At 67.6% G+C, this 20670-nt stretch carries 17 protein-coding genes; 6 read left to right on the top strand and 11 right to left on the bottom strand.

What is annotated here, in order from left to right; genetic code table 11:
* The first annotated feature begins 53 nt into the window (after nt 1–53).
* Together L0966_RS13615 and L0966_RS13610 are read left to right on the top strand one after the other, a co-directional pair.
* Nucleotides 54–650 (top strand): superoxide dismutase, encoded by a 597-nt coding sequence (locus L0966_RS13615; protein ID WP_234052489.1) that lies wholly within the window; start codon nt 54–56, stop codon nt 648–650.
* 370 nt (nt 651–1020) lie between these two features.
* The gene (locus L0966_RS13610) at nt 1021–2661 is read left to right on the top strand and encodes a glycosyltransferase family 39 protein (RefSeq protein WP_234052488.1); all 1641 of its coding nucleotides are present in this window, start codon (nt 1021–1023) and stop codon (nt 2659–2661) included.
* 99 nt (nt 2662–2760) lie between these two features.
* On the opposite strand, the gene L0966_RS13605 is transcribed toward L0966_RS13610, so the two are convergent.
* Nucleotides 2761–3747: a zinc transporter ZntB gene (locus L0966_RS13605; RefSeq protein WP_234052487.1), complete on the bottom strand. Its 987-nt coding sequence runs from the start codon at nt 3745–3747 to the stop codon at nt 2761–2763.
* Nucleotides 3748–4012: 265 nt separating this feature from the next.
* A complete protein-coding gene (locus L0966_RS13600; RefSeq protein ID WP_234052486.1) occupies nt 4013–4870 on the bottom strand; it encodes an amino acid ABC transporter substrate-binding protein in 858 nt (285 codons plus the stop codon).
* Between the two features lie 201 nt (nt 4871–5071).
* Between L0966_RS13600 and L0966_RS13595 the strand changes: the two genes are divergently transcribed.
* The 3 genes from L0966_RS13595 to L0966_RS13585 are packed head-to-tail and all read left to right on the top strand — an operon-like array spanning nt 5072 to nt 7667.
* Nucleotides 5072–6073 carry an ABC transporter substrate-binding protein gene (locus L0966_RS13595; protein ID WP_234052485.1) on the top strand — a complete coding sequence of 334 codons (1002 nt, stop codon included), beginning with the start codon at nt 5072–5074 and terminating at the stop codon, nt 6071–6073.
* A gap of 10 nt (nt 6074–6083) precedes the next feature.
* Nucleotides 6084–6881 (top strand): ABC transporter permease, encoded by a 798-nt coding sequence (locus tag L0966_RS13590; protein ID WP_234052484.1) that lies wholly within the window; start codon nt 6084–6086, stop codon nt 6879–6881.
* Nucleotides 6882–6884: 3 nt separating this feature from the next.
* The gene (locus L0966_RS13585; RefSeq protein WP_234052483.1) at nt 6885–7667 is read left to right on the top strand and encodes an ABC transporter ATP-binding protein; all 783 of its coding nucleotides are present in this window, start codon (nt 6885–6887) and stop codon (nt 7665–7667) included.
* A 455-nt stretch (nt 7668–8122) separates the two neighbouring features.
* Here the strand turns inward: L0966_RS13585 and L0966_RS13580 are convergent, their stop codons facing one another.
* The 7 genes from L0966_RS13580 to L0966_RS13550 all read right to left on the bottom strand — a co-directional run bounded on the left by L0966_RS13580 (nt 8123) and on the right by L0966_RS13550 (nt 15733).
* Complete coding sequence (locus L0966_RS13580) at nt 8123–9031, bottom strand: NAD(P)/FAD-dependent oxidoreductase (protein ID WP_234052482.1); 909 nt, start codon at nt 9029–9031, stop codon at nt 8123–8125.
* A gap of 181 nt (nt 9032–9212) precedes the next feature.
* Nucleotides 9213–9989: a ferredoxin--NADP reductase gene (locus L0966_RS13575; RefSeq protein ID WP_234052481.1), complete on the bottom strand. Its 777-nt coding sequence runs from the start codon at nt 9987–9989 to the stop codon at nt 9213–9215.
* Nucleotides 9990–10121: 132 nt separating this feature from the next.
* Nucleotides 10122–11009, bottom strand: coding sequence for a dTDP-4-dehydrorhamnose reductase (gene rfbD, locus L0966_RS13570; RefSeq protein ID WP_370640747.1), 888 nt, complete (start codon nt 11007–11009; stop codon nt 10122–10124).
* Nucleotides 11009–12070 carry a dTDP-glucose 4,6-dehydratase gene (gene rfbB, locus L0966_RS13565; RefSeq protein ID WP_234052480.1) on the bottom strand — a complete coding sequence of 354 codons (1062 nt, stop codon included), beginning with the start codon at nt 12068–12070 and terminating at the stop codon, nt 11009–11011. The genes rfbD and rfbB overlap by 1 nt, the downstream gene beginning before the upstream one ends.
* Nucleotides 12071–12151: 81 nt before the next feature.
* Complete coding sequence (locus tag L0966_RS13560; protein ID WP_234052479.1) at nt 12152–13150, bottom strand: class I SAM-dependent methyltransferase; 999 nt, start codon at nt 13148–13150, stop codon at nt 12152–12154.
* Nucleotides 13151–13157: 7 nt separating this feature from the next.
* Nucleotides 13158–14543: a cytochrome P450 gene (locus L0966_RS13555; RefSeq protein ID WP_234052478.1), complete on the bottom strand. Its 1386-nt coding sequence runs from the start codon at nt 14541–14543 to the stop codon at nt 13158–13160.
* Nucleotides 14540–15733 (bottom strand): glycosyltransferase family 2 protein, encoded by a 1194-nt coding sequence (locus L0966_RS13550; RefSeq protein WP_234052477.1) that lies wholly within the window; start codon nt 15731–15733, stop codon nt 14540–14542. Before L0966_RS13550 ends, L0966_RS13555 begins: the two co-directional genes overlap by 4 nt.
* A gap of 538 nt (nt 15734–16271) precedes the next feature.
* On the opposite strand from L0966_RS13550, the gene L0966_RS13545 reads away from it, so the two are divergent.
* Nucleotides 16272–17807 carry an LTA synthase family protein gene (locus L0966_RS13545; RefSeq protein ID WP_234052476.1) on the top strand — a complete coding sequence of 512 codons (1536 nt, stop codon included), beginning with the start codon at nt 16272–16274 and terminating at the stop codon, nt 17805–17807.
* Nucleotides 17808–17938: 131 nt separating this feature from the next.
* Here the strand turns inward: L0966_RS13545 and L0966_RS13540 are convergent, their stop codons facing one another.
* A complete protein-coding gene (locus L0966_RS13540; RefSeq protein WP_234052475.1) occupies nt 17939–19237 on the bottom strand; it encodes a glycosyltransferase family 1 protein in 1299 nt (432 codons plus the stop codon).
* A gap of 60 nt (nt 19238–19297) precedes the next feature.
* Entirely contained in the window at nt 19298–20623 is a 1326-nt protein-coding gene (locus L0966_RS13535; RefSeq protein ID WP_370640749.1) for an aminotransferase class I/II-fold pyridoxal phosphate-dependent enzyme, read from the bottom strand.
* Nucleotides 20624–20670 lie beyond the last annotated feature (47 nt).

Here is a 20670-nt window from a genome sequence, read left to right as displayed (position 1 = left end):
GGGACCTGCGATCTGGCGCCGAGTTCGTGCCGGATCGTTTGCGGAGATGTTTCATGTCCTTTACGCTGCCCGACCTGCCGTACTCCTACGACTCTCTCGCGCCCTACATGTCTCGCGAGACCCTGGAGTACCATCACGACAAGCACCATCTTGCTTATGTCAATAATGGCAACAATCTCCTAAAGGGAACTGAATTTGAAGGAAAATCCCTCGAGGAGGTGGTGAAGGGCGCCTACGGCAAGAATGCGGGCCTCTTCAACAATGCGGGTCAGCACTACAACCACCTGCATTTCTGGAACTGGATGAAGCCCAATGGCGGTGGCGCCATCCCCGGTGAGCTCGAGAAGAAGATCATCGAGGACATCGGCTCGGTCGAGAAGTTCAAGGAAGACTTCATCGCCGCCGGCACCACGCAGTTCGGCTCCGGCTGGGCCTGGCTTTCGCTGAAGGACGGCAAGCTCGAGGTCACCAAGAGCGCCAACGGCGAGAACCCGCTGATCCATGGCGCCACCCCCATTCTCGGCGTCGACGTGTGGGAGCACTCCTACTACATCGATTACCGGAACCGTCGGCCCGACTACCTGAAGGCCTTCATCGACCACATGGTCAACTGGGAGTATGTGGCCGAGCTTTACAGCAAGGCCGTCTGACCTCTCGGGACGATGGATGGGCGCGCTCTGGCCGGGAGCCGGGGCGCGCTGTTCCGTAGCCGGATACTTTATTCATTGCCGTCTCTCGTGGCCGATCTTCTGGGTCGGCTATTTTTTATGCGGCTAACGTTTCGTTGCGAGAATATTGTTTTAGATAACGTAACGGCTTGCCCCTGGGCGATGTGCAAAATGCCTTAATTGTGGCGCCGGTCGGCATAATCTTGTTGCAGTTCCAAGCTAGCCGTCTTTATCTGCGCTTGCATTCGCGACCGAGGCCGTGACCGCGCCGGGGGCTTGCCCGACGGCGAACATTGCTGCCGGTAGGCGGGTGGACGCTCCCTTCAGGTGTCTCGTTTGGGGTCCTCCGTTCATGTGGGTGTTGCCTGACAGCCGGCGGCCGGGCGCGATCGCCGACGCCTGCTCCATCGCTCTTCTGGTGCTGCTCGCGGCCATCGCCGCGCTGACCTTCTCGGACTACGGGCTGGGGTGGGATGACTTCACCCACTCGCAATATGGCGATCTGCTGTATCAGTATTTTGCGTCTGGCATGACGCAGCGGAAGGTCTTTTCCTTCGTCAACCTGTATTATTACGGCGGCGGCTTCGATCTGCTGTCGAACATGCTGTCGCGGGTGCTGCCGGTGGATGTGTTCGACATTCGCCGCTTCATGGGCGCCGTGGTGGGTGTGGCCGGGTTCGTGCTGGTGTGGCGCATCTCGCGCCGGCTCGCCGGGCCGGTGGCGGGATTTGCCGCCATCGCGCTTCTGGCTATCTGCCCGCTGTACTACGGCCATATGTTCATGAACGCGAAGGATGCCCCCTTCGCGGTGGCGGTGGCGGGCCTGATTTACGGCACGGTGCGGGCGTTCGACGAATTCCCCAATCCGACCCCGCGCACGGTGGGCCTGTTCGGCCTTTTCCTCGGCCTTGCCGTGGGGACCCGTGTGGTCGGCATCATGACCGGCATTTATATCCTGACCGCGATCTGCTTCCTGTTTGCCCTCACCTGGCGCCGGGAAGGGCTGAGCGCTAGCGCCAAGCAGGTCGGCCGCTTTGTGCTGCTGCTGTCGCTCGGGCTGCCGCTGGCCTATTTCGTGCTGGGCGTGGTGTGGCCCTGGGGCGTCGCGGAGCCGGCCAACCCCTTCTATGCGCTCAAATATTACTCGAAGTTCTGGGAAGTGCCGTGGCGCGAGATGTTCGAGGGCCGGCCGATCCTGGTTCCGGACATGCCGCGCAGTTATGTGCCGACACTGTTTTCAGTGCAGATGCCGGAGCTGTTCCTCACCCTCACTCTGGCGGGTGCCGCCAGCGCGCTGGTGGCGGTGTTCGCCGGGCGTGATACGCCCGCGCGCCGGGCCCGGCTCATCGTGGTGCTGATGGCGGCGCTGTTCCCCATTCTGCTGGTCGTGACCACGCGGCCCGTCGTCTATAATGGCATCCGGCATTTCGTGTTCATTTCGCCGGCGCTCGCCATTCTCGGCAGCCTCGCGGCAGGGTGGGCGTGGGAGAAGGTGGGGCGGCTGGCGAAGGCGCGACGAGTTGCCGTGGTCCGCGGCGCGCTCGCGACGGTGTTCGCGGTGGGCATTCTGCTGCCCGCAGCCAGCTTCTATCAGCTGCACCCTTACGAATATACCTATTACAACCACATTGTCGGCGGCATCAAGGGCGCCGAGAAGATGTTCATGCTCGATTATTGGGGCCTCGCCTTCAAGCAGGCGACCGAGGAGCTGGACGAATATGTGGAGGCCCACCGCCACAGCCTGCCCCAGGGGCGCAAGCTGCGGGTGGCGGTGTGCGGCCCGCGCTTCGCGGCGGCGGCGGAGCTGGGGCCGCGGTACGAGGCCACCTATGACAGCCAGACCGCCGATTTCTATCTGGCCCTGGGTGAGTTCTACTGCGCCGATGTGAAGGCGCCGGTGCTGGTCAAGGTGGAGCGCGACGGCGTCACCTACGCCCGGGTGTTCGATGTGCGCGGGCGGCCGTTCCCAAGCGTGTTCGCCGCCGGCCAGTAACGCGTGGCACCACGCCATCGCCCGCTGTGGAAAAGGCGGGCGATGGCTCTAGCCGTTTGCTGATGCGCGCTCCGCCGGCTGGTTCGTGGAGGTTGGCTCTCAGATCCAGCGCAGGCGGCGGAAAGCCCAGAAAAAGAACATTCCGAGGGCGATCAGGATCACCGTGACGATCCAGAAGCCCTCGCCGTCCTGCGAGCCGGGTATACCGCCCACATTCATGCCGAACATGCCGGAAATGAGGGTGAGCGGGGCAAACACCACGGTCACCACCGCGAGCACCAGCATGGATTGGTTCATCTGCTCGGCCCGCCGGTCCACCATCTGGTCGCGGATGACGGCCGCACGCTCGCGCACGCTGTCCAGCTCTTCGGTGAAGCGGGTCACGCGGTCGGCGGCGTCGCGCAGGCGGTTACGATCCTTGGGGCCGAGCCAGTCGTCGTCTTCCAGCGAAAAGTGGTTGAGCGCCTCGCGCTGGGGGGCGATGTGGCGGCGCAGCTTGATGGCCACGCGGCGCAGCACCGCCACCTTGGGCAGCAGCACGGAGCTTTCCGTCTTCTCGACACTGTCCTCAAGGTCGTCGGCTTCATCGATGAGGCTGTTCACCACCGCGTCCAGCCGGTCCACAAGGCGCATGGAAAGCTCGGCCACGAACTCGCCCTGGGTGCGCGGGCAGCGGCCGCGTTTCAGCATGTCCTCATAATCGGCGATGGCCGACAGCGGCTCGTGCTGCACGGAGATGATGCGCTTGACGTCCACCCAGAGATGGACGGTGATCAGCTCTTCCGGCAGCGCGTTGCGCTGGAGGTTGATGCCGCGCAGCGAGAGCAGGGCACCATCCGCGAACACCGCGCAGCGCGGCCGGGCTTCCGCCTCCACCAGGGCCTCGACCGCGGAGGGGTCGATGCCGGAGGTCTGGCGCAGCCAGGTTTGGGGCATGCGCTCGATGTGCCGGAAATGGAGCCAGAGGAAGCCCCCCGCCGGCACGGGATTGGGCTGCTGCAGGTCGTGCCAGGAGATGGGCACTCCGGCCCCCTTGCCGTCGAAGGACCAAGCGGAGAGCAGGCCTTCAGCTTCAAGAGCATTCATGGGCAATCCGTGTGGCAATCTGTGTCGGAGCGCGATGCTTCCGCCCTTCCTGGCACGATTGCGCGACGCAAGAAAGTCGCTCCCGCAAGGGAGGGGGCGGGCTTTGCCCGGATTTTCCTGCGCTGTGTCCTCGGGCCAAGGGTGTCCTCGTGGCAAGGGCGCGCCGGACTGTTTCGGTGCCTCAAGGGCGCTCGGAAACAGCCGATCCCTTTGCGTTGATGGGTTTCTTTCGTGCGAGCCGGATCCCACCTCGCTCAAGAACGCCCTATCGCGGCACGCCATTGATGACGAACAGCGCGTTCAGGAACTGGTCCGGCGGGAACTTGCCGAAGGTGCGCGCATAGATGTCGCGGATGCGCTCGGTGCGATAAAGGTCGGCCAGGGTGGTGTCCACCAGCAGGCGGAAGGCCTGATCGCCCCGCGGCAGGGCCAGGGCATAGGTCTCGAAGGTGAAATACTGGTCCGAAAGGGCCAGCTTGCCGGCATACGGGCTGTTGGTGATGAGGTAATAGAGGATGCCGCGATCGCCGAAATAGGCGTCGAGCTTGCCGTCCGCCAGCATCTTCAGCCCTTCGGGGTGATCGTTCACGGCGACCACGTCCGCCTTCACGTGCATTTGGCCGAGGGTGGTGCGCAGGGTTTCCTCGGTGGTGGTGCCCTTGAGCACGCCCACCTTGCGCCCGGAAAGATCCTCCAGCCCCTTCACCGGCGTGCCACGGGTAACGACGCTGGCGCCGTCAATGAAGGTGGGGAGGGAGAAGTCGACCATGGCGCGGCGCGACATGGTCATGGAGCTGGGCTCGCACAGAATGTCCACCCGCCCGTCCCGCACGGCCTCGAATCGGTCGTCCGCGGAAACCTTCACATATTCGATGTTCAGCTTGGGCAGCTTGAGCGCCTTCTTCACACCGGCCGCGACCTCGCGGCAGAGGTCCACGATGTAGCCCGCGGGCTGGCCGTCGGCGGCGGAATAGGAATAAGGCGGGGCGAAGTGGCGGTAGCCGATGCGGAAGGTCTGGTTCTGCGTCACGCGCTCCAGCGTTTCCGCGGCCGCCGGAAACAGAGCCGCCGGTGCCAGCAGCGCCAGCGCAAGAGCCATCAGCCGCACACGAAGTGCCCGCATCCTTTTCCCCCCTCGTCCTGCCAGATCGAACAGCGGGGGGATGCTGCCATCGTACCGGCAAAAAGGCCACCCGTGTCGGCGCGGCGGGCGCGACATCTCGCCGGGCTCGGCCTGCGTGAAGTCCCCGAGTGGCTCGTGTTATATTTACAGGTATATAGGATGCGCTCCAGCTTGAGCAGGACTTTTCAGGGGACGGGTTTCATGACCGCATTGCTTTCGCGCCGGCAGATGCTGAACGCCTTCGCTGCTTCCGGCCTGGCCGCCTTTGGTGCCGGCTCCCTGCCGCGCGCTTTCGCCAAGCCCGCCGAGGGGCTTGAGATTCTGGGGGCGCCCAATGGCTCCACCATCGTTCTGGTACGCCTTTTGGCCTCGGGCGGGCTGAATGCCGCCGCGCCCGGCGCCACTTTCCGCCTCTGGCGCGATACGGATGATCTGCGCGCTGCCATCGTTTCCGGCCGCACCCGGCTTTTCACCACGCCCACCCATGTGCCGGCCAATCTGGCCAATCGCGGCATGCCGCTGAAGCTGTTCGCCATCCTGTCCATGGGCCATCTGTTCGTCGTCAGTGCCGATGCGGGCATCAAGAGCCTGAAGGATCTGGCCGGCAAGGAAGTGCTCGGCTTCTTCCGCAACGATATGCCGGACCTGGTGTTCCGGGCCTGCCTGAAGGGTGCGGGCATGGATCCGGACAAGGACCTCAAGCTCACCTATGTGCAGACGCCCATGGAGGCGGCCCAGCTGCTGGGCGCCGGGCGCGCAACCACCGCCGTGCTCTCCGAGCCGCCGGCCACCGCGGCCATCATGATGGCGAAGAAGGCCGGCAAGGACCTCTATCGCGCCGTGAACCTGCAGGACGTCTGGCGCGAGCAGCACAACGGGCTCGGCCTGCCCATGGCGGGCATCGCCGTGCATGAAAAGCTGATCGAGGAAAATCCGGAGGTGATGGCGGCCATGCGCACCGGGCTCGTCCCGGCGAAGGACTGGGTGCTGGCGAACAAGGCCGCCGCTGGCGAGCTGGCCCAGGAAAAAATGGGCATGAAGGCCCCCATCTTTTCCGCCTCGCTCGACTATTTCAACGTGGTCGCCACCGGCGCGAAGGATCTGAAGCCGGGCCTCGTCGCCTTCTACGAGACCATTCTCTCCATGCAGCCGGAAGCCCTGGGCGGCAAGCTGCCGCCCGACGACTTCTACCTGAACATGTGAGGAGGCTGGCATGTGCGCCGCCTCCCTCAAGTCAGGCGCGGTGCGCTGGGGCTGGGGTGCCCTTGGCGTGCTGCTGCTGCTCGCGGCCTGGCAGTGGGGCTACTATGCGCTCGGGCCGTTCGTGCTTCCCTCGCTGCAGACGACGGGTGAGGCCATCGTGCGGCTGTTCGCGGAAGGGCTGGCGCTGCCGGCCCTGGCCGCCACCGCCGGCCACGCCCTCAGCGGCTTCCTCGTTGGAGGGGCCGTGGGGCTCACGCTGGGGCTGCTTGGCGGGCTGTTCGTCCCCATCGGCGCGATGACGGCGCCGGTGCTCACCATGATTCTTGGCACGCCGCCCATCGCCTGGGTGGTGCTGGCGCTGCTCTGGTTCGGCCCGGGCGGTGGCGCGCCGGCGTTCACGGTGGCGGTGACGGCCGCCCCCATCGTGTTCCTGGCGGCGGCGCAGGGCGTGCGTAGCCTTGATCCGCGCCTGCAGGAGATGGCGCGGGTGTATCGCGCCCCGGTGTGGCAGCGCGCCACCGATCTGATCCTCCCGTCGCTGGCGGACCATCTGGTGCCCGCCTTCGCCACGGCGCTGGCCTTTTCCTTCAAGGTCGCGGTGATGGCGGAGGTGCTGAGCGGCGCGGACGGTGTCGGCGGCGGCATCGCCGATGCGCGCGCCTATCTCGATCTCGGGGAGACTATGGCCTGGATCGTGCTGGTGGTGGTGTTCCTGCTCTGCGCCGATGCCGTGCTTCTGGCGCCGCTGCGGGGGTGGCTGGCCTCCCGCAACGGTTCGGGCGCGGCCGTTTCCGTGGCGGGAGGATGAACCATGCTGAGTCTTGAAGGGGTTCGCCTCGCCTTCGCCGACGGTGTGGTGCTGGAGCGCATTGATCTCCAGGTGCGGCCGGGCGAGCTGGTGGTGCTGATCGGCCGCTCGGGCTGCGGGAAAACCACGCTGCTGCGTCTGGCGGCCGGGGCCCAGATGCCGAGCGCGGGCATTTTGCGCAACGGTTTTTCCAACCCCACCATGGTGTTTCAGGAGCCGCGCCTGCTGCCCTGGGCCGACGCGCTGGACAATGCCGCCTTTGGCTTGAAGGCGCGCGGGGTGAGCCGGCCGGCGCGCCGCGCGGCGGCGGCGGAAATCCTGATGCGGTTCGGCTTCAGCGAAACCGATCTCGGGAAGCGCCCCGCAGCTCTTTCGGGGGGCATGCAGCAGCGCGTTGCCATCGCACGTGCCTTGGCGGTGTCGCCGGACCTGGTGCTGATGGACGAGCCGTTTTCAGCCCTCGATGTGGGGTTGCGGCAGGAGCTGCAGACGCTGGTGCGGCGCGAAGTGGAGCGGGCGGGCACGGCGGTCCTGTTCGTGACCCATGATCTGGCCGAGGCGGTGCGCCTGGCGGACCGCATCGTGGTGCTGTCCTCCCGCCCCTCGCGCGTGGCGGCGGAGATGGCGCAGGCCCCGGTGAGCGAGGCGGGCGACATCTATGCCGCCGCCGCCGCCCTCATGCGACAGCCCGAGGTGGCCGCCGCGCTCGCGGCTCCCATTCCTGCGGTGCGGACGACCCGTGAGCCGGAGCTGGCCGGGGATGCGGTGGCTGTCCCGGGAGAATAACGCCTCTCTTGATCGTGCATCTCTTCGCGGAGCGACCTGCTTCGCCTGAAGAGAATGCTCTCATCTCAACAGGCGGCAGCGGTGTCCCGATACCGCAATGTCGGGTGATGCGCAGGCCTGCTTCCGGCCCGCGCCCAGGGGCGGCGCATCTCTGGGAGGGGCTCACCGGGGGCGCCCGGACCGGGACGGCAGGACTGGCTTGGGGCAGCCGCTCTGGCTCGGGCGCTTGTCGGAAGAGGTCGCGCGCCTGATGGTCAAGGGGCGTTCGGGGATCCGCTTGCGGTGCGCACAGGTCGCCTTCCGCCGCGATCAGCAACTGGTCGGCGGCATGAGGCGACGTGCTTCAGCGGACTTCAGTTTTTCCGGGAAATGCCGAAGCGCTCTATCCGTGTGTTTGTATGGGCTTCCGCGCGAACCGGTTCCCGCTTCGCGCGGAAGCGGGTCATCTGCCGGCGTCAATCCAGGCGGCGGCTGGCGTGCACACGCTCCACGAAACGGGCGACCGCGTCTTCTTCTAAGCTGCGCTGGATGGCTTTTGCCGCAACCACGCCATCGGCCATGGAGGTCACACAGCACGGGTGCATGCGCTGGGCGATCTCGCCGACCGCATAGAGATTGGGGATGGACGTCTGGCAGTCGGCATCGGTCTCGACGAAGCCGCGCGCGGTGCGGGCGAGGTCGAGGTGGTGGGCGTAGGGCAGGTAGGGCTCCCAGCCATAGAGCACCACCAGCCGGTCATAGATGCGGTCCGCCACTGCGGGGCGCTCAGGCTCCACATGGTAGGTGCCGATGCGCACGTCGTTCGCGGGCACTTTTTCCAGAAACTCCCGGCGGGCGCGGATGGTGCGGGCATAGATGTGCACCGCCGCCGCGCCGCGCTTGCGCACGAAAATGTAGTTTTCGAAGGCGTTGTCGCCGCCGCCCAGAATGGCGATCTCCTGGCCGTCGAAGTCGGCATTGAACATGGTGCGGCCAGGACCGATCAGCACCTGGTCGGAGGCGGCAAGCCCGCCTTTCACCGGACGCACGCCGGTAGCGAGCACGGCTGACCGCGCGAAAATCATGGCGCCGCCGGTGGTGGTGACGCGGAAGCCGTCCTGGATCACATCCAGCGCGCTCACCGCCTCGCCGAGCCGGCAGACGATGTCCTGGGCCAGGATCTGGCGATGAATGTCCGCCGCCACCTCGTAGCCGGTGCGGTTGGGGGCGGAGGCGATCCACTCATTGGGATAGGGGTTGTCGTTCTGAAGGCCGCCCAGGGTGGGGCGGCGCTCCACGAGGCAGGGGCGGAAGCCCAGCATCTTCAGCCACAGGGCGCAGGAGGCGCCGGCCGGTCCGCCACCTATGATGACCGCATCGAACATGCCTGCCTTCGTCCCCGAGCCCCCGGGATTGTGGTGGACCGCCGCCGCCGGCCGCATGGCCCGCCGAAGCGCGCTGGCCCCTCGGCATTAGGGCGGCTCCGGCAGGCGAAGGCAAGGGAGGCCGGCAAGGGCGGCCGGCAAGGGTGTGGCCGACAAGGGGGCCGACAGGGCCCCGGCCGCCTCAGCGCTCGACGAAGGCCTTCTCGATCACATAGTGACCGGGCTCCGACTGGCTGCCTTCCTTGAAGCCGCGCGCCTCCAGCAGGGCCACAGTGTCCTTCAGCATGGCCGGGCTGCCGCAGAGCATCATGCGGTCCTCTTCCGGCGAGATCACCGGCAGGCCGATATCGGAAAACAGCTTGCCGGAGGTGATGAGGTCCGTCAGCCGGCCCTGGTGGCGGAACGGCTCGCGCGTCACGGTGGGGTAATAGATGAGCTTCTTCTTCACCTCTTCGCCGATATATTCGTTGTTCGGCAGTTCCTTGGTGAAGAAGTCCTCGTAGGCGAGCTCGGCTACCGTGCGGGTGCCGTGAATGAGGATGATCTTCTCGAAACGCTCATAGGCGTCCGGATCCTTCGTCACGGAGAGGAACGGGGCGAGGCCGGTACCGGTGGAAAGCAGATAAAGCCGCTTGCCGGGCAACAAATTGTCCTGGATCAGGGTGCCGGTGGGCTTGCGGCCGACCAGGATCTTGTCGCCCACCTTCAGGTGCTGAAGGCGGGAGGTGAGGGGGCCGTTCTGCACCTTGATGGAGAAGAACTGAAGGTCTTCCTCATAATTGGCGCTGGCCATGGAATAGGCGCGCAGCAGCGGGCGACCGTCCACCATCAGGCCGATCATGGTGAACTGGCCGTTGAGGAAGCGGAATCCGGGATCGCGGGTGCAGGTGAAGGTGAAGAGCCGGTCCGTCCAGTGGTGGACGCTCTTCACGGTTTCCTCGTTGAAATTGCTGCTCATCTCAAAGTCCGGAACGGCGAGCCCTCAGAGGCCGCCACGCCGGCGGAGACCTGGGCTGCATCGATAAAATCGCGCCGCACCCTACAAGATGCGGGCGGTGCGAAAAAGTGCGACGGCGTGTCCGCGCCTCCCTCAGGAGGCGGCGGCCGGCGCGAGAAGGGTGTCCACCACCTCCGCCACACGCTGCTGCCAGGGCGCGGCCCTGAGGCCGAAGGTGCGCTGGAACAGGTCGCTGGCAAGCCGGGAATTGGCGGGCCGCTTGGCGGGGGTGGGGTATTCGGCGGTGGTGATGGGCGCCACTTCGGGCACCTTGCCCAGGCGCGGGCCCGCCGCGCGCACGATCTCGGCCGCGAAATCATGCCAGGTGGTCGCCCCGTCCCCGGCGAAATGATAGGTGCCCCAGCGGGCATCCTCGCCCATGGCCGCCTGCGCCGCCGTCAGCAGCGCTTCCGCAAGGTCATATGTGGCGGTGGGGCAGCCGTGCTGGTCGGCGACGATGGTCAGCCGCTCGCGCTCGCGCGCAAGGCGCAGCACTGTCTTCAGGAAATTGTGGCCGTAGGCGCCATAGACCCAGGAGGTGCGCACGATGATGTGCCGCTCCGCCGCCGAGCGCACGGCCGCCTCGCCGGCCGCCTTGGTGCGGCCATAGACGCCCAGCGGCGCCACCGGGTCCTGCTCCACATAGGGCGCGGCCTTGGTGCCGTCGAAAACATAATCGGTCGAAACATGGATGAGCGGCGTGCGATAGCGCGCGCAGCGCTCGGCGATGTGGCCGGGGGCGAAGGCATTGATGCGCGCCGCCAGCTCTGGCTCGCTCTCGGCCTTGTCCACGGCGGTATAGGCGGCGGTGTTTATCACCACGTCGGGGCGCTGCGCCTCCATGGCGCGGGCCACGGCCGCCGGGTCGCAGATGTCGAGGGCGGTGTGGTCGAGCCCGATGAGCTCCACCTCCCTTTTGGCCGCGTGTTCCGTGATCTCGCGGCCGAGCTGGCCGCCGGCGCCGAGCAGCAGAATGCGCATCAGGAGGCCTTTTCCGCGGGAGTGAGACCGAGCCGCTGGCCCTGGTAGCGCTGGCGCAGCGGTTCCCACCAGGCGCGGTTGTCGAGGTACCATTGCACGGTGCTGGCAATGCCGCCCTCGAACGTGTGGCGTGGCGACCAGCCGAGCTCGCGCTGGAGCTTCGAGAAGTCGATGGCGTAGCGCGCATCATGGCCGGGGCGGTCGGTGACGAAGCGGATGAGCCGCTCACGCGGGCCCGCGGGGTCGGGCACGTTGGCGTCGAGGGTGGTGCAGATGGTGCGCACCACATCGATGTTCCGCCGCTCGCTGGCGCCGCCCACATTGTAGCTCTCGCCAGGCCGCCCGCGGGTGGCGATGATGAACAGCGCCTCGGCGTGGTCCTCCACATAGAGCCAGTCGCGCACGTTCTCGCCGGTGCCGTAGATGGGCAGCTCCGCGCCGTCGAGCGCGTTGAGGATCACCAGCGGGATGAGCTTTTCCGGGAAGTGGTAGGGCCCGTAATTATTGGAGCAGTTGGACATCACCGCCGGCAGCCCATAGGTGTGGTGCCAGGCGCGGACCAGATGGTCCGAAGCCGCCTTGGAGGCGGAATAGGGCGAATTGGGCGCATAGGGCGTGTCCTCGCGGAACAGGCCCTCCGGTCCCAGGCTGCCGAACACTTCGTCCGTGGAAATGTGGTGGAAGCGAAAGGCCGCCTTGGCCGCCTCCGGCAGCGCGCGCCAGTAGTCCAGAACCTCCTGGAGCAGCGTGAAGGTGCCGACCACATTGGTATTGATGAAGGCGGCGGGCCCGTCGATGGAGCGGTCGACATGGGACTCGGCCGCCAGATGCATCACCAGATCCGGGCGGAACTCGGCGAGGGCGGCGCGCACGGCGGCCGCGTCGCAGATGTCGGCCTTCAGGAAGCGGTGGCGCGGATTGTCCTTCACCGGCTCCAGTGAAGCAAGATTGCCGGCATAGGTCAGCTTGTCGAAGGTCAGCGCCTCGTGCCCGAGGCCCACCACATGCCGTACCACCGCCGAGCCGATGAAGCCCGCGCCACCCGTGATCAGAACCCGCATCTTGCCTTCACGTCCGTTGTTGGCTGGCGCTCCTATACATCATCGGCCCGCCAAAAGCATTTGCGCTTCGCGGGTGGCCCGTCAGGCCGGCTTGCGAGCCACCAGATAGGCGTCCACCGGCCGCGCCGTGGCGGGCATGGAGCGGAACCGGCTCACCACCCGCGCACCGAGATAGGCCAGGGCGATGCTGGCGTGCCACGACCAGCGATGGGCGAAATAGCGCTCGTCCGGCGAATGATAGGTGCGGCGGAACAAGAGCTTGTGCATCCAGAAAAACATGTTCTGGTGCGGCGAGGGCGGCGTGGCATTGGCCTCCACCACCTCGAGCCCCAGATTCTCCGCCAGCGCGGTGAAGGCGCGCGCGTTCCACCAGGTCACATGGTGGGGCGGCATGTTGATGGGCAGGTTGGGGATCTCGGTGAGCGGCGAGGGGAAGAGCGGCGCCGCCAGCACCACTAGGCCGCCCGGCTTCACCAGCTTCGCCATCAGCTCCGCATGGCGGCGCGGGTTCGGCACGTGCTCGATGACGTGAAAGCAGGTGGCCACGTCATAGGCGCCGGGATTCTTCTCCGCGTGCTCCTCCAGAGTCTCGCGGATGACGACGTCGTCCACGTCCGGTCCCGCATAGGGGTCGAGGCCCACATAGGTGGCGTGGGGCACATGGCGGCGGAACACGCCGGGCCCGCAGCCAATGTCGATCACCTTGGCGCCGGCCGGCACATGCTTGGCCGTATGCATGAAGTCCACGCGCGTGTCGGACAGGTAGGTGAGTGCGTCATGCACCTCCCACTTGTCGTAATAGGTGCCGTAGAACTCCCCGTCGCCGACCACCATGGGGTCGAAATAGACGAGCCCGGTGGGCGATTCGTAGAGGCTGAAGCTCTTGATGTCCTTGAACAGATGGCTCACGTCCACGCCCTGTCCAAGCCGCCAGATGTCCTGAAGCAGCGCCTTCGACATGGTCTGGATGCGCCGCACCGGGGGAGCTCCGGTAATGGGGCAGGGCAGCGCCCCGGCCAGCTCCGGATTAATCTTCTTCTTGGGGGCCTTGGTCTTGGTGGTCGTGGAGGTATCGGACACGAGCGGTTCAGCTCCGTTGAGCGGATGACGGCGCCGCGGCGCGTGGCGTGACGGTGAGCACGATGTCTGGCTCGGGCCGCGAGGTCAGGTTTCCGAGAGGAAGGGGCGCGGCGCCGGCTGTCAAGCCGAACCGCAGGCGCGTGAGCATCAGCCGCGTGATTTCCGCCATCTCGATATTGGCGAACTGCGCACCGGGGCACACCCGCGCGCCCATGCCGAAGGGGATAAAGGCGGTGCGCGCCGGCAGGTCATGGGCCTCAAGCCAGCGCTCGGGCCAGAAGACGTCGGGCTTCTTCCAGTATCCGCGATGGCGATGCAGCACCCGTGGCGCCACGGCGATGAAATTATCCTTGGGCAGGTTGCGGCCTTCCAGCGGTACTTCTTCCTTGTTCTCACGCAGGAAGAAGCCGATGGGCGGATAAAGCCGCAGCGCCTCCTGGGTGAGGGCGGAGAGCACCTCCGCGCCGGCGGCGCCCGCAAATCGGGGCGCATTCGAGGGCAGGCGCTCGCCCTCGGGCAGGGCGACCGCCGCGGCGGCGGCCTCCTGAAGGGCGGGGTCGCCCGCCAGCACATAAGCGAGCCAGCTCAGGGTGGAGGCGGTGGTTTCATGGCCCGCCAGCAGCATCACGGCGATCTCGTCGAGCGCCCGGTCGTCCTGCCCGGGCCGGGCATAGCCGGCATCCGCCAGGGCGTGGGCGAAGATGGCGTCGCCGTCCCGGCCGAGGGGCGTTGCGAGGAAGCGCTGGCGCATGAGCGCGCGCATCTCGGCCCCGACCTCCTCAAGCCCCAGCTCGCGGATGATGCGGCCGCGCGTGGCTTCGTCCTCATGGGCGAGCAGCAGCAGGGTGGCCTTGGCGCGCTGGTGGTAGAGCGAGAAAAGCGCGGTGAAGCGCTGGGATTCCTCGGCCGTGAAGCGCCGGCCCATGGTGCAGAGCGAAACCACGTCCACCGTGAGGCGGGACAGGTCCACCCCCACGGGCGCCGGCGCGCCCGCGTGCTTCAGCCAGCCTTCCATATATTCCAGGGTCATGGCGCGGGTGACCTCGGCGATCTGCGTCGCCGGGATGGCGGCGAGCGCGCGCGCCATAATGCGCCGTGTCTCCTTCACCGTGTCTCCGCCGGGCTGGCCGAAGACGCCCTCGCCGATGAGGGGCCTCAGCAAGGCGGTGATGACCGTGCTCTTGGGGAACTTGCCGGCGCGATCCAGCATCACCGCCTCGGCGGTGGCGTTGTCGTTCACCAGCGCCATGCGGCGGAACGGCAGGGTGAACACGGTCTGCCAGCCCACCAGCGGCTTGTGGCCGATGAGCAGCATGGGGTCGCCCAGAAAGCGTCCCGCGATCTTGGCGGCGAAGGGCAGCCGGCCGAAGGCGCCGGCGAAGGCCCGGATCAATGTGAGAATGGCCGTCTCCCTTTCACCCGGATGCGGTCAGGCCCCCGGACATCATAGGTCACATGCCCCCACTTTACGGTGCCGGTCCAGGCCGCGCCGAAAATGACGCTGAAGTGGAACAGGTCCGCCACAGGTTGCACGATCCCGAGGAGAAGCTGACCGAGGCGAACCGACGCAGGGTCCGGCAGCCCCACCCGCGCCGCCACCACGCCCACCAGATACTGCTTTACTAGGCCGAGCAGCGAGAGCGCGAGGAGCGCACCCAGGCCCCAGCCAGCCCAGGACGACCCGGTGGCGACGGCCGCCGCCGCCACCGCGAAGGCCGCGAGCCGCAGGCCGATGACCGCGAGCGCCAGGCGCCACAGCCACGGCCGGTAGATGTTGCAGATCTGGTATTGGCGCCGCGCGAAGCGCCAGGCCGGGACCAAGCGCAGGTCCGAGGGCGAGGCGATGTAGAGCGCACCGCGCGTCACCACCCTGAGCCCGCGCTCGGCCGCCTGGATGGAGATGGAGAGGTCGTCGGACAAGGTGTGGTCGAGGCTGCCCGCAAGATCCATGCGGGCCGCGGCGTCGCGGGAAATGGCCATGCTGCCGCCCCACACCACGCGGGTGCTGTCGCGGTCGAGGCGGGGGGTGAGCGTCACCGCCCGGTCCACCGCCGCCACCAGATGGGCGCCCAGGCGCGGCGCCATCACCTGCTGCCAGCGATGCCCCGTCACCAGGTCGAAACCCTCGTGGAGGATGGGCGCCACCAGGCCCGACAGCCAGTTGGAATGGGGCCGGATGTCGCCATCCATGAGGACGATGATCTCATCCTCGCTGTCGATGAGGGCGAGGGCCGCCTGCTGGTTGTGGCATTTCTGCGCCTGCTCGGTGGCCGGGCCGGCCACTACGATCTGAATGGGAAAGGGGGCCTCTTCCGCCACGGCGCGGGTGGCGGCGAAAGCGGGGTCCTCTTCCGCCTCCACGGTCACGATCAGGCGGCGCGGCTTGAGGGTCTGGCCGGCCAGCAGCTCGATCATCTCGCGCAGATGGGGCGCCGCGCCGGTGAGCGGCAGGATGACGCTGACGCGCGCTGTCGCCTGCTCGTTGGGCAGGTGCATCCACAGCAGCTTGCGGGCCGCCGAGGCGAGCGACGCGACGCTGAAGGCAAGGCTCAGCGCCACCACGATGACGAGCAGAACGACCAAGGCGCAGACCCACTTGGTGGCGAGGTTTCCAATCTCCCGCCGTCAGGGCGGACGGCCGGGAGGCTTCTGGGGGCGCGCGCGCCGCGCCGCAATGGCGGGCCTAGCGGACACGGGCGCCGTGGGCAAGCCCGAGGAAACGCAGGGGAGCAATGAGGCCGCGCCGGCGATGCCGGTTTCGCGCGGGGCTGCCGCATGAAGGGCCAGCCCCAATGCCGCGCGTGGGGCCCTCCATCGCGATGGGCGTGAGGGCCGGGCAGGGATGTCCGCGTCGCCCCGCGCGGCGATTGGCGCGGAAGGGGAGGGTGCCGCGCCTTGCTCCGTCTGCGGTTCTTTGCCGGCGAACGCCGGGCGGCGCCGAATTTGCGGGTTGACGGGGGGACCGCCGGCGGCTGAAACCCTGTCTGTCCTTGGGCAGCCGGCGCCGACTTCGTGTCCGCGGTGCCGGCCACAAAATCGGACCCAGGGCGGGTATATGTGGCGAACCGGGCCAGCGGAGCGAGGCGCACGCCTCTTTCCGTGCAGCGGGGGCGATGGCGGTATGATCCATTCCACAGTAACGGCTGGCCTCGCGGCCGGGGTGCTCGCCGTGCTGGTGTGCGACCTGATGGAGCGCGTGTTCGCGCCCGCGCCGAAGCGGGCGGGGGCGGCGGGCCGCTTCCTGGCACTGCGGCTGGCGGCCTTCGCGGTGCTGTTCCTGTTCTGGCTGGCGCTTTCGGCACGCGCGGCGTTCGCGGCCACGGCCTCCATCATCACCACGGCGGTGTTCCTCGTGATTTCGGGGGAGAAGGCGCGGTATCTGAAAGAGCCGTTCGTGGTCACGGACTTCGCCTTCATCACCCATCTCGTGCGGCATCCCGACCTGTTCTATCTGGGCTGGCGCAAGACGCTGGGCATGCTCGCCGTCATTGCCGGGCTCGTGGGCCTTATCATCGGCTGGATGATCCTGGAGCCGCGCACCCTGAGCTGGGCGGGGCAGGGCGTCGCGCTGGGGCTGCTGCTGCTGCTTTTCGGCCTGGCCTTCGCCACGCCGCGCCTTGTGCTGGCCCCCTGGCCGCAGGCGTTGGAGCTGGTGAGCCGCGAATCGGCGCGGGTTTTCGTCACCCGCCTCGGCCTGGTGCCGTCCATCCTTGTGTCGGCGGTGGCGCTGCGCGCCGTGCCCGCGCCAGCCCCGCGGCCCGAGCGCGCCGCCGCCTCACCACCGCCCGATGCCGGGACGGCTGCTGCCCCCGGCGTCTATGACGCGGTGGTGGTGATCCAGTCCGAGTCCTTCTACGACCTGCGGCGCCAGGGCGTCGGCCTTGAGCTGCCGGCCTTCGACGCCCTGCGGGAGCGGGCGCTGGCCCATGGGCGGCTGGTGGTGCCTTGTTATGGGGCCTATACGCTGCGGCCCGAGTTCGCGGTGTCCACGGGCCTCGCTTTCGCGGCCCAGGGGGTGGACCGGTTCCACCCCTATCTGCGCGCCCGCCGCTTCACCGGCCATGCCTTGCCGGGGGAGCTTCAGGCGGAGGGCTGGGAGACGGTGTTCGTCCATCCCTATGACCCGCATTTCTTTCGCCGTGCGCGGGCGGTGCCCGAGCTGGGCTTTCAGCGCTTCCTGACCGAGGCGGACTTTTCCGGCATGGAGCGTTTCGGGCCCTACGTGTCCGACGCTGCCGTGGGCCGGCGTCTGCGGGCGGAGATCGCTGCCGCGCGGGAGCGGGGGCACTCCATCTATATGATGGCGGTCACCATGGAGGCGCACGACCCCTACGGCGCCGGCCGCCTCTCGGAGACCGACGATCCGCTGGAGCAATATTGCCGGCACGCCGCCCATGCCGACGAACTCCTGGCGAGCATGGTGGAGGGGCTGGACGCCGCCACCGAACGCTCGCTGCTGGTTTTCTACGGTGATCACGCGCCGCTCTTGCCAGGCTTCGACATGCTCGCAGACGATCCCCGCACCGATTACATCGTGATCGAGTGCGGCCGCCACGTCGTGGGCGGCGTCAGGGGGCAGGCGGCCGGCGCGGTGGCCGGCGATTGCGCGCCCGAAGGCCTCAACGCCATTTTGCGCCGCATGCTGGGGCGGGCATAGGGTGCTTCAGAGCGGACGGGAACCGGTATGCGCGGAGAGATGCCGTAGAAACAAAGGGATAGACGGTTTCTCTGTTTCCATGAACCCTGAAGCCGTCTGGGCGCCGCGCCATCGCGTCGGTCGCGCAGCCGTCAGGTGAGGCTGTCGAGCAGCTCATCCGCCTTGGCGAAGTGGAGGGGCCAGGTGGGCACGCGGAAGTCCTTCAGCGCGGCCATCTGGCCTTGGCGCAGCGCGGAGTCCGGGCGGCAGAAGTCCTCGATGGCCGCGCTCCAGCCCAGCCCGTCAATGGCGTCCCGGTAGCAGGGGATGTCGCCCGCGATCTCGTGGAAGACCTCCAGCTCCGAGGCGATGACGGGCACGCCCAGGGCCAGGGCTTCCGCCAGCGGCAGGCCATAGCCCTCCGCGAAGGAGGGAAAGAGCATCGCCCGCGCGCCCCGCAGCAGCCGCGTCAATTGTTCATCGGCGAGGCGGTTGCATTCGAACACATGGGGCTTCAGCCCGCTGGCCCGATCCAGCAGATCGACGATGTTCTCGTTTTCCCACCCACGCCGGCCCACCAGCACCAGCTTGGGCGTGGCTTGCCCCCGCAGCTCGGCGAGCCGGCGCCACAGATGCAGCAGCAGCAGGTGGTTCTTGCGCGGCTCGATAGTGCTCACGGCGACGAAATAGGGGGGCGCCGTCGCTGTCGCCCCGGCCACGGCGGGCGGGTGGAGCCGCTGGAACTTTTCCTCGATCCCGAGCAGGCTCACAATGCCCGGTGGCATCGCCAAGCCCTTGCGCGCGGCGAAGTCGCGCATGGTCTGCTCGGTGTGGGCGGAATTGTAGATGATGGCGGCGGCCGTGTTCAGAACCTGCGTCATGCGCAAGTCGTGCTTGGCCTCGTCGCCCTCGCGCACATATTCCGGGTGGGTCAGCGGAATAAGGTCGTGGATCAGGTAGACCGGCTTCCAGCCGAGTTCGCGCACCAGCCGCTCCATGTCGCCCGGGAAGGTCAGCCCCTCATGGGAGACATTGAGATAGATGGCACCACGGCCCACCGGCCGGGCCAGCGCGCCGGTCAGCCCATCGCCCGGGGAAAACAGGCTGGCATAGAGCGGCCAGATGTCTGCCACCGGCGCCGTCGTTCCGGAGGCGTGCGGTTCGGCCAGGGTGCCCGCCGGCAGCGCGAGGAACGTTTCCAGGCGCTCGGTCTCGCCTGAACGGGCGGCGGCGATCTTGGCCCCGTTCCAGCGGGCCTCGAGCGCCGACAGGAAGCGCGGCACCGGCTGCCGGCGCAGCGGCCAGACACGCTGGCGGTAGCGCACGATGTAGCGCACATCATCCCGCTTCAGCAGATGGAGGGCGTAGGCGAGCTCCACCCGGTCGATGCCCGTGGGCGTGAGCTGCGGCGCGCGCCGGAAGATGCGCGTGATGTCCATCAGGATCGTCATGGCACCGCCCCCCGAGCGGTGATGGGCGAGAGGCCCGCCCTTTCGTCCGCCGCTCCGGCGTCAGCCTTGTCCGGCGCCGCCTTCCAGCATGTCCGAGATGCCCGCGAAGGCGAGCTTGCGGATGAAGGCGTCGGTTTTCGGCAGCTCTTCCTTGAGGATGTTCACCGTCGCGTCGATCTGCTCGGGCGTGTGCGCGGCCGTCACGAAGAAGCGCAGCCGGGCCGCCTTGTTGGGCACCGCCGGATGGATGATGGGCAGCACGTTCACGCCCCGATCAAGCATCAGGTTCGACAACACCACCGCCTTGAGGGAGTCGCCCACGATGACGGGCAGAATGGCATGGCCGTCCGCTGCCCCGGTATCGAGCCCGGCGGCCTTGGCGGCGGCGAGGAAGCGGGCGCTGTTGGCCTGCAGGCGCGCCACCCGCTCCGGCTCCTGCAGCATCAGCCGCAGGGCGGTCAGGGCCGAAAGGGTCGCCGGCGCGGACAGGCCCACCGAATAGACGAAGCCGGGCGCCGACAGCTTCAGATAATCCACCAAGTCCTTGGAGCCGGCGATATAGCCGCCGCAGCTCGCCAGGGTCTTGGACAAGGTGCCCATCCAGATGTCGACCGACCTGGGGTCGATGCCCTGGGCCTCGAAAATGCCGAGGCCACGCGTGCCCAGGACGCCGAGGCTGTGGGCCTCGTCCACCATCAGCCAGGCGCCATAGCGCTGCTTGAGGTCCACGAGGCGGGCGAGGTCGGGGGCGTCCCCGTCCATGGAATAGTTGCCCTCCACCACGATCAGCGCGCGGCCATAGCTGGCGCGGTCGGCGGCCAGCATGGCCTCCAGTGCGTCGAGATCGTTGTGGGCGAACCAGCGGCGATGGGCGCGCGAGAGCTGGGTGCCGACGATGGCGCTGTTGTGCATCAGCTCGTCGTGAAACACCACGTCGCGCGGGCCCACCAGCGTGCCGATGGTGGCGACATTGGCGGCATGGCCGCTCACATAGACAATGGCGTCGTCGGTGCCGTAGACGGCGGCGAGCTCGCGCTCGAAATCGCGGTGGAAGGCGCGCTCGCCGGCCACGATGCGGCTGGCCGAAACGCTGGTGCCATAGGCATCCACGGCGCCATGGGCGGCGGCCATCACCTCCGGCGCGCCGTTCAGGCCGAGATAGTCGTAAGAGGCGAAGTTGATCACCTCCTTGCCGCCGATGACGGAGGTGGCGCCGGCGCGCACGTCATGGGTGCGGAAGAACGGGTTCGGAATGCCGAAGGCGTTCGTGGCCGCGTGCATGAGCTTCAGCTGTTCGAAACCCGGAAGGGTCGCGAACGAGGTGTCGTAATGGGGCGTGGCGGCGGCGGCCACGGGGGCGGCGCCCCCGGGCGTGGTGCTGCGCATGCGGTTCAAAAGCGCGGCCTTGGCGTCGGCCGAAAGGCGACCCTGGG

This window comes from Xanthobacter sp. NM-59 (genome assembly GCF_021401125.1).
Lineage (GTDB): Bacteria > Pseudomonadota > Alphaproteobacteria > Rhizobiales > Xanthobacteraceae > Xanthobacter.
The sequence above is the reverse complement of the archived record's forward strand: the minus strand, read 5'-3'. Positions and strand labels throughout refer to the sequence as shown.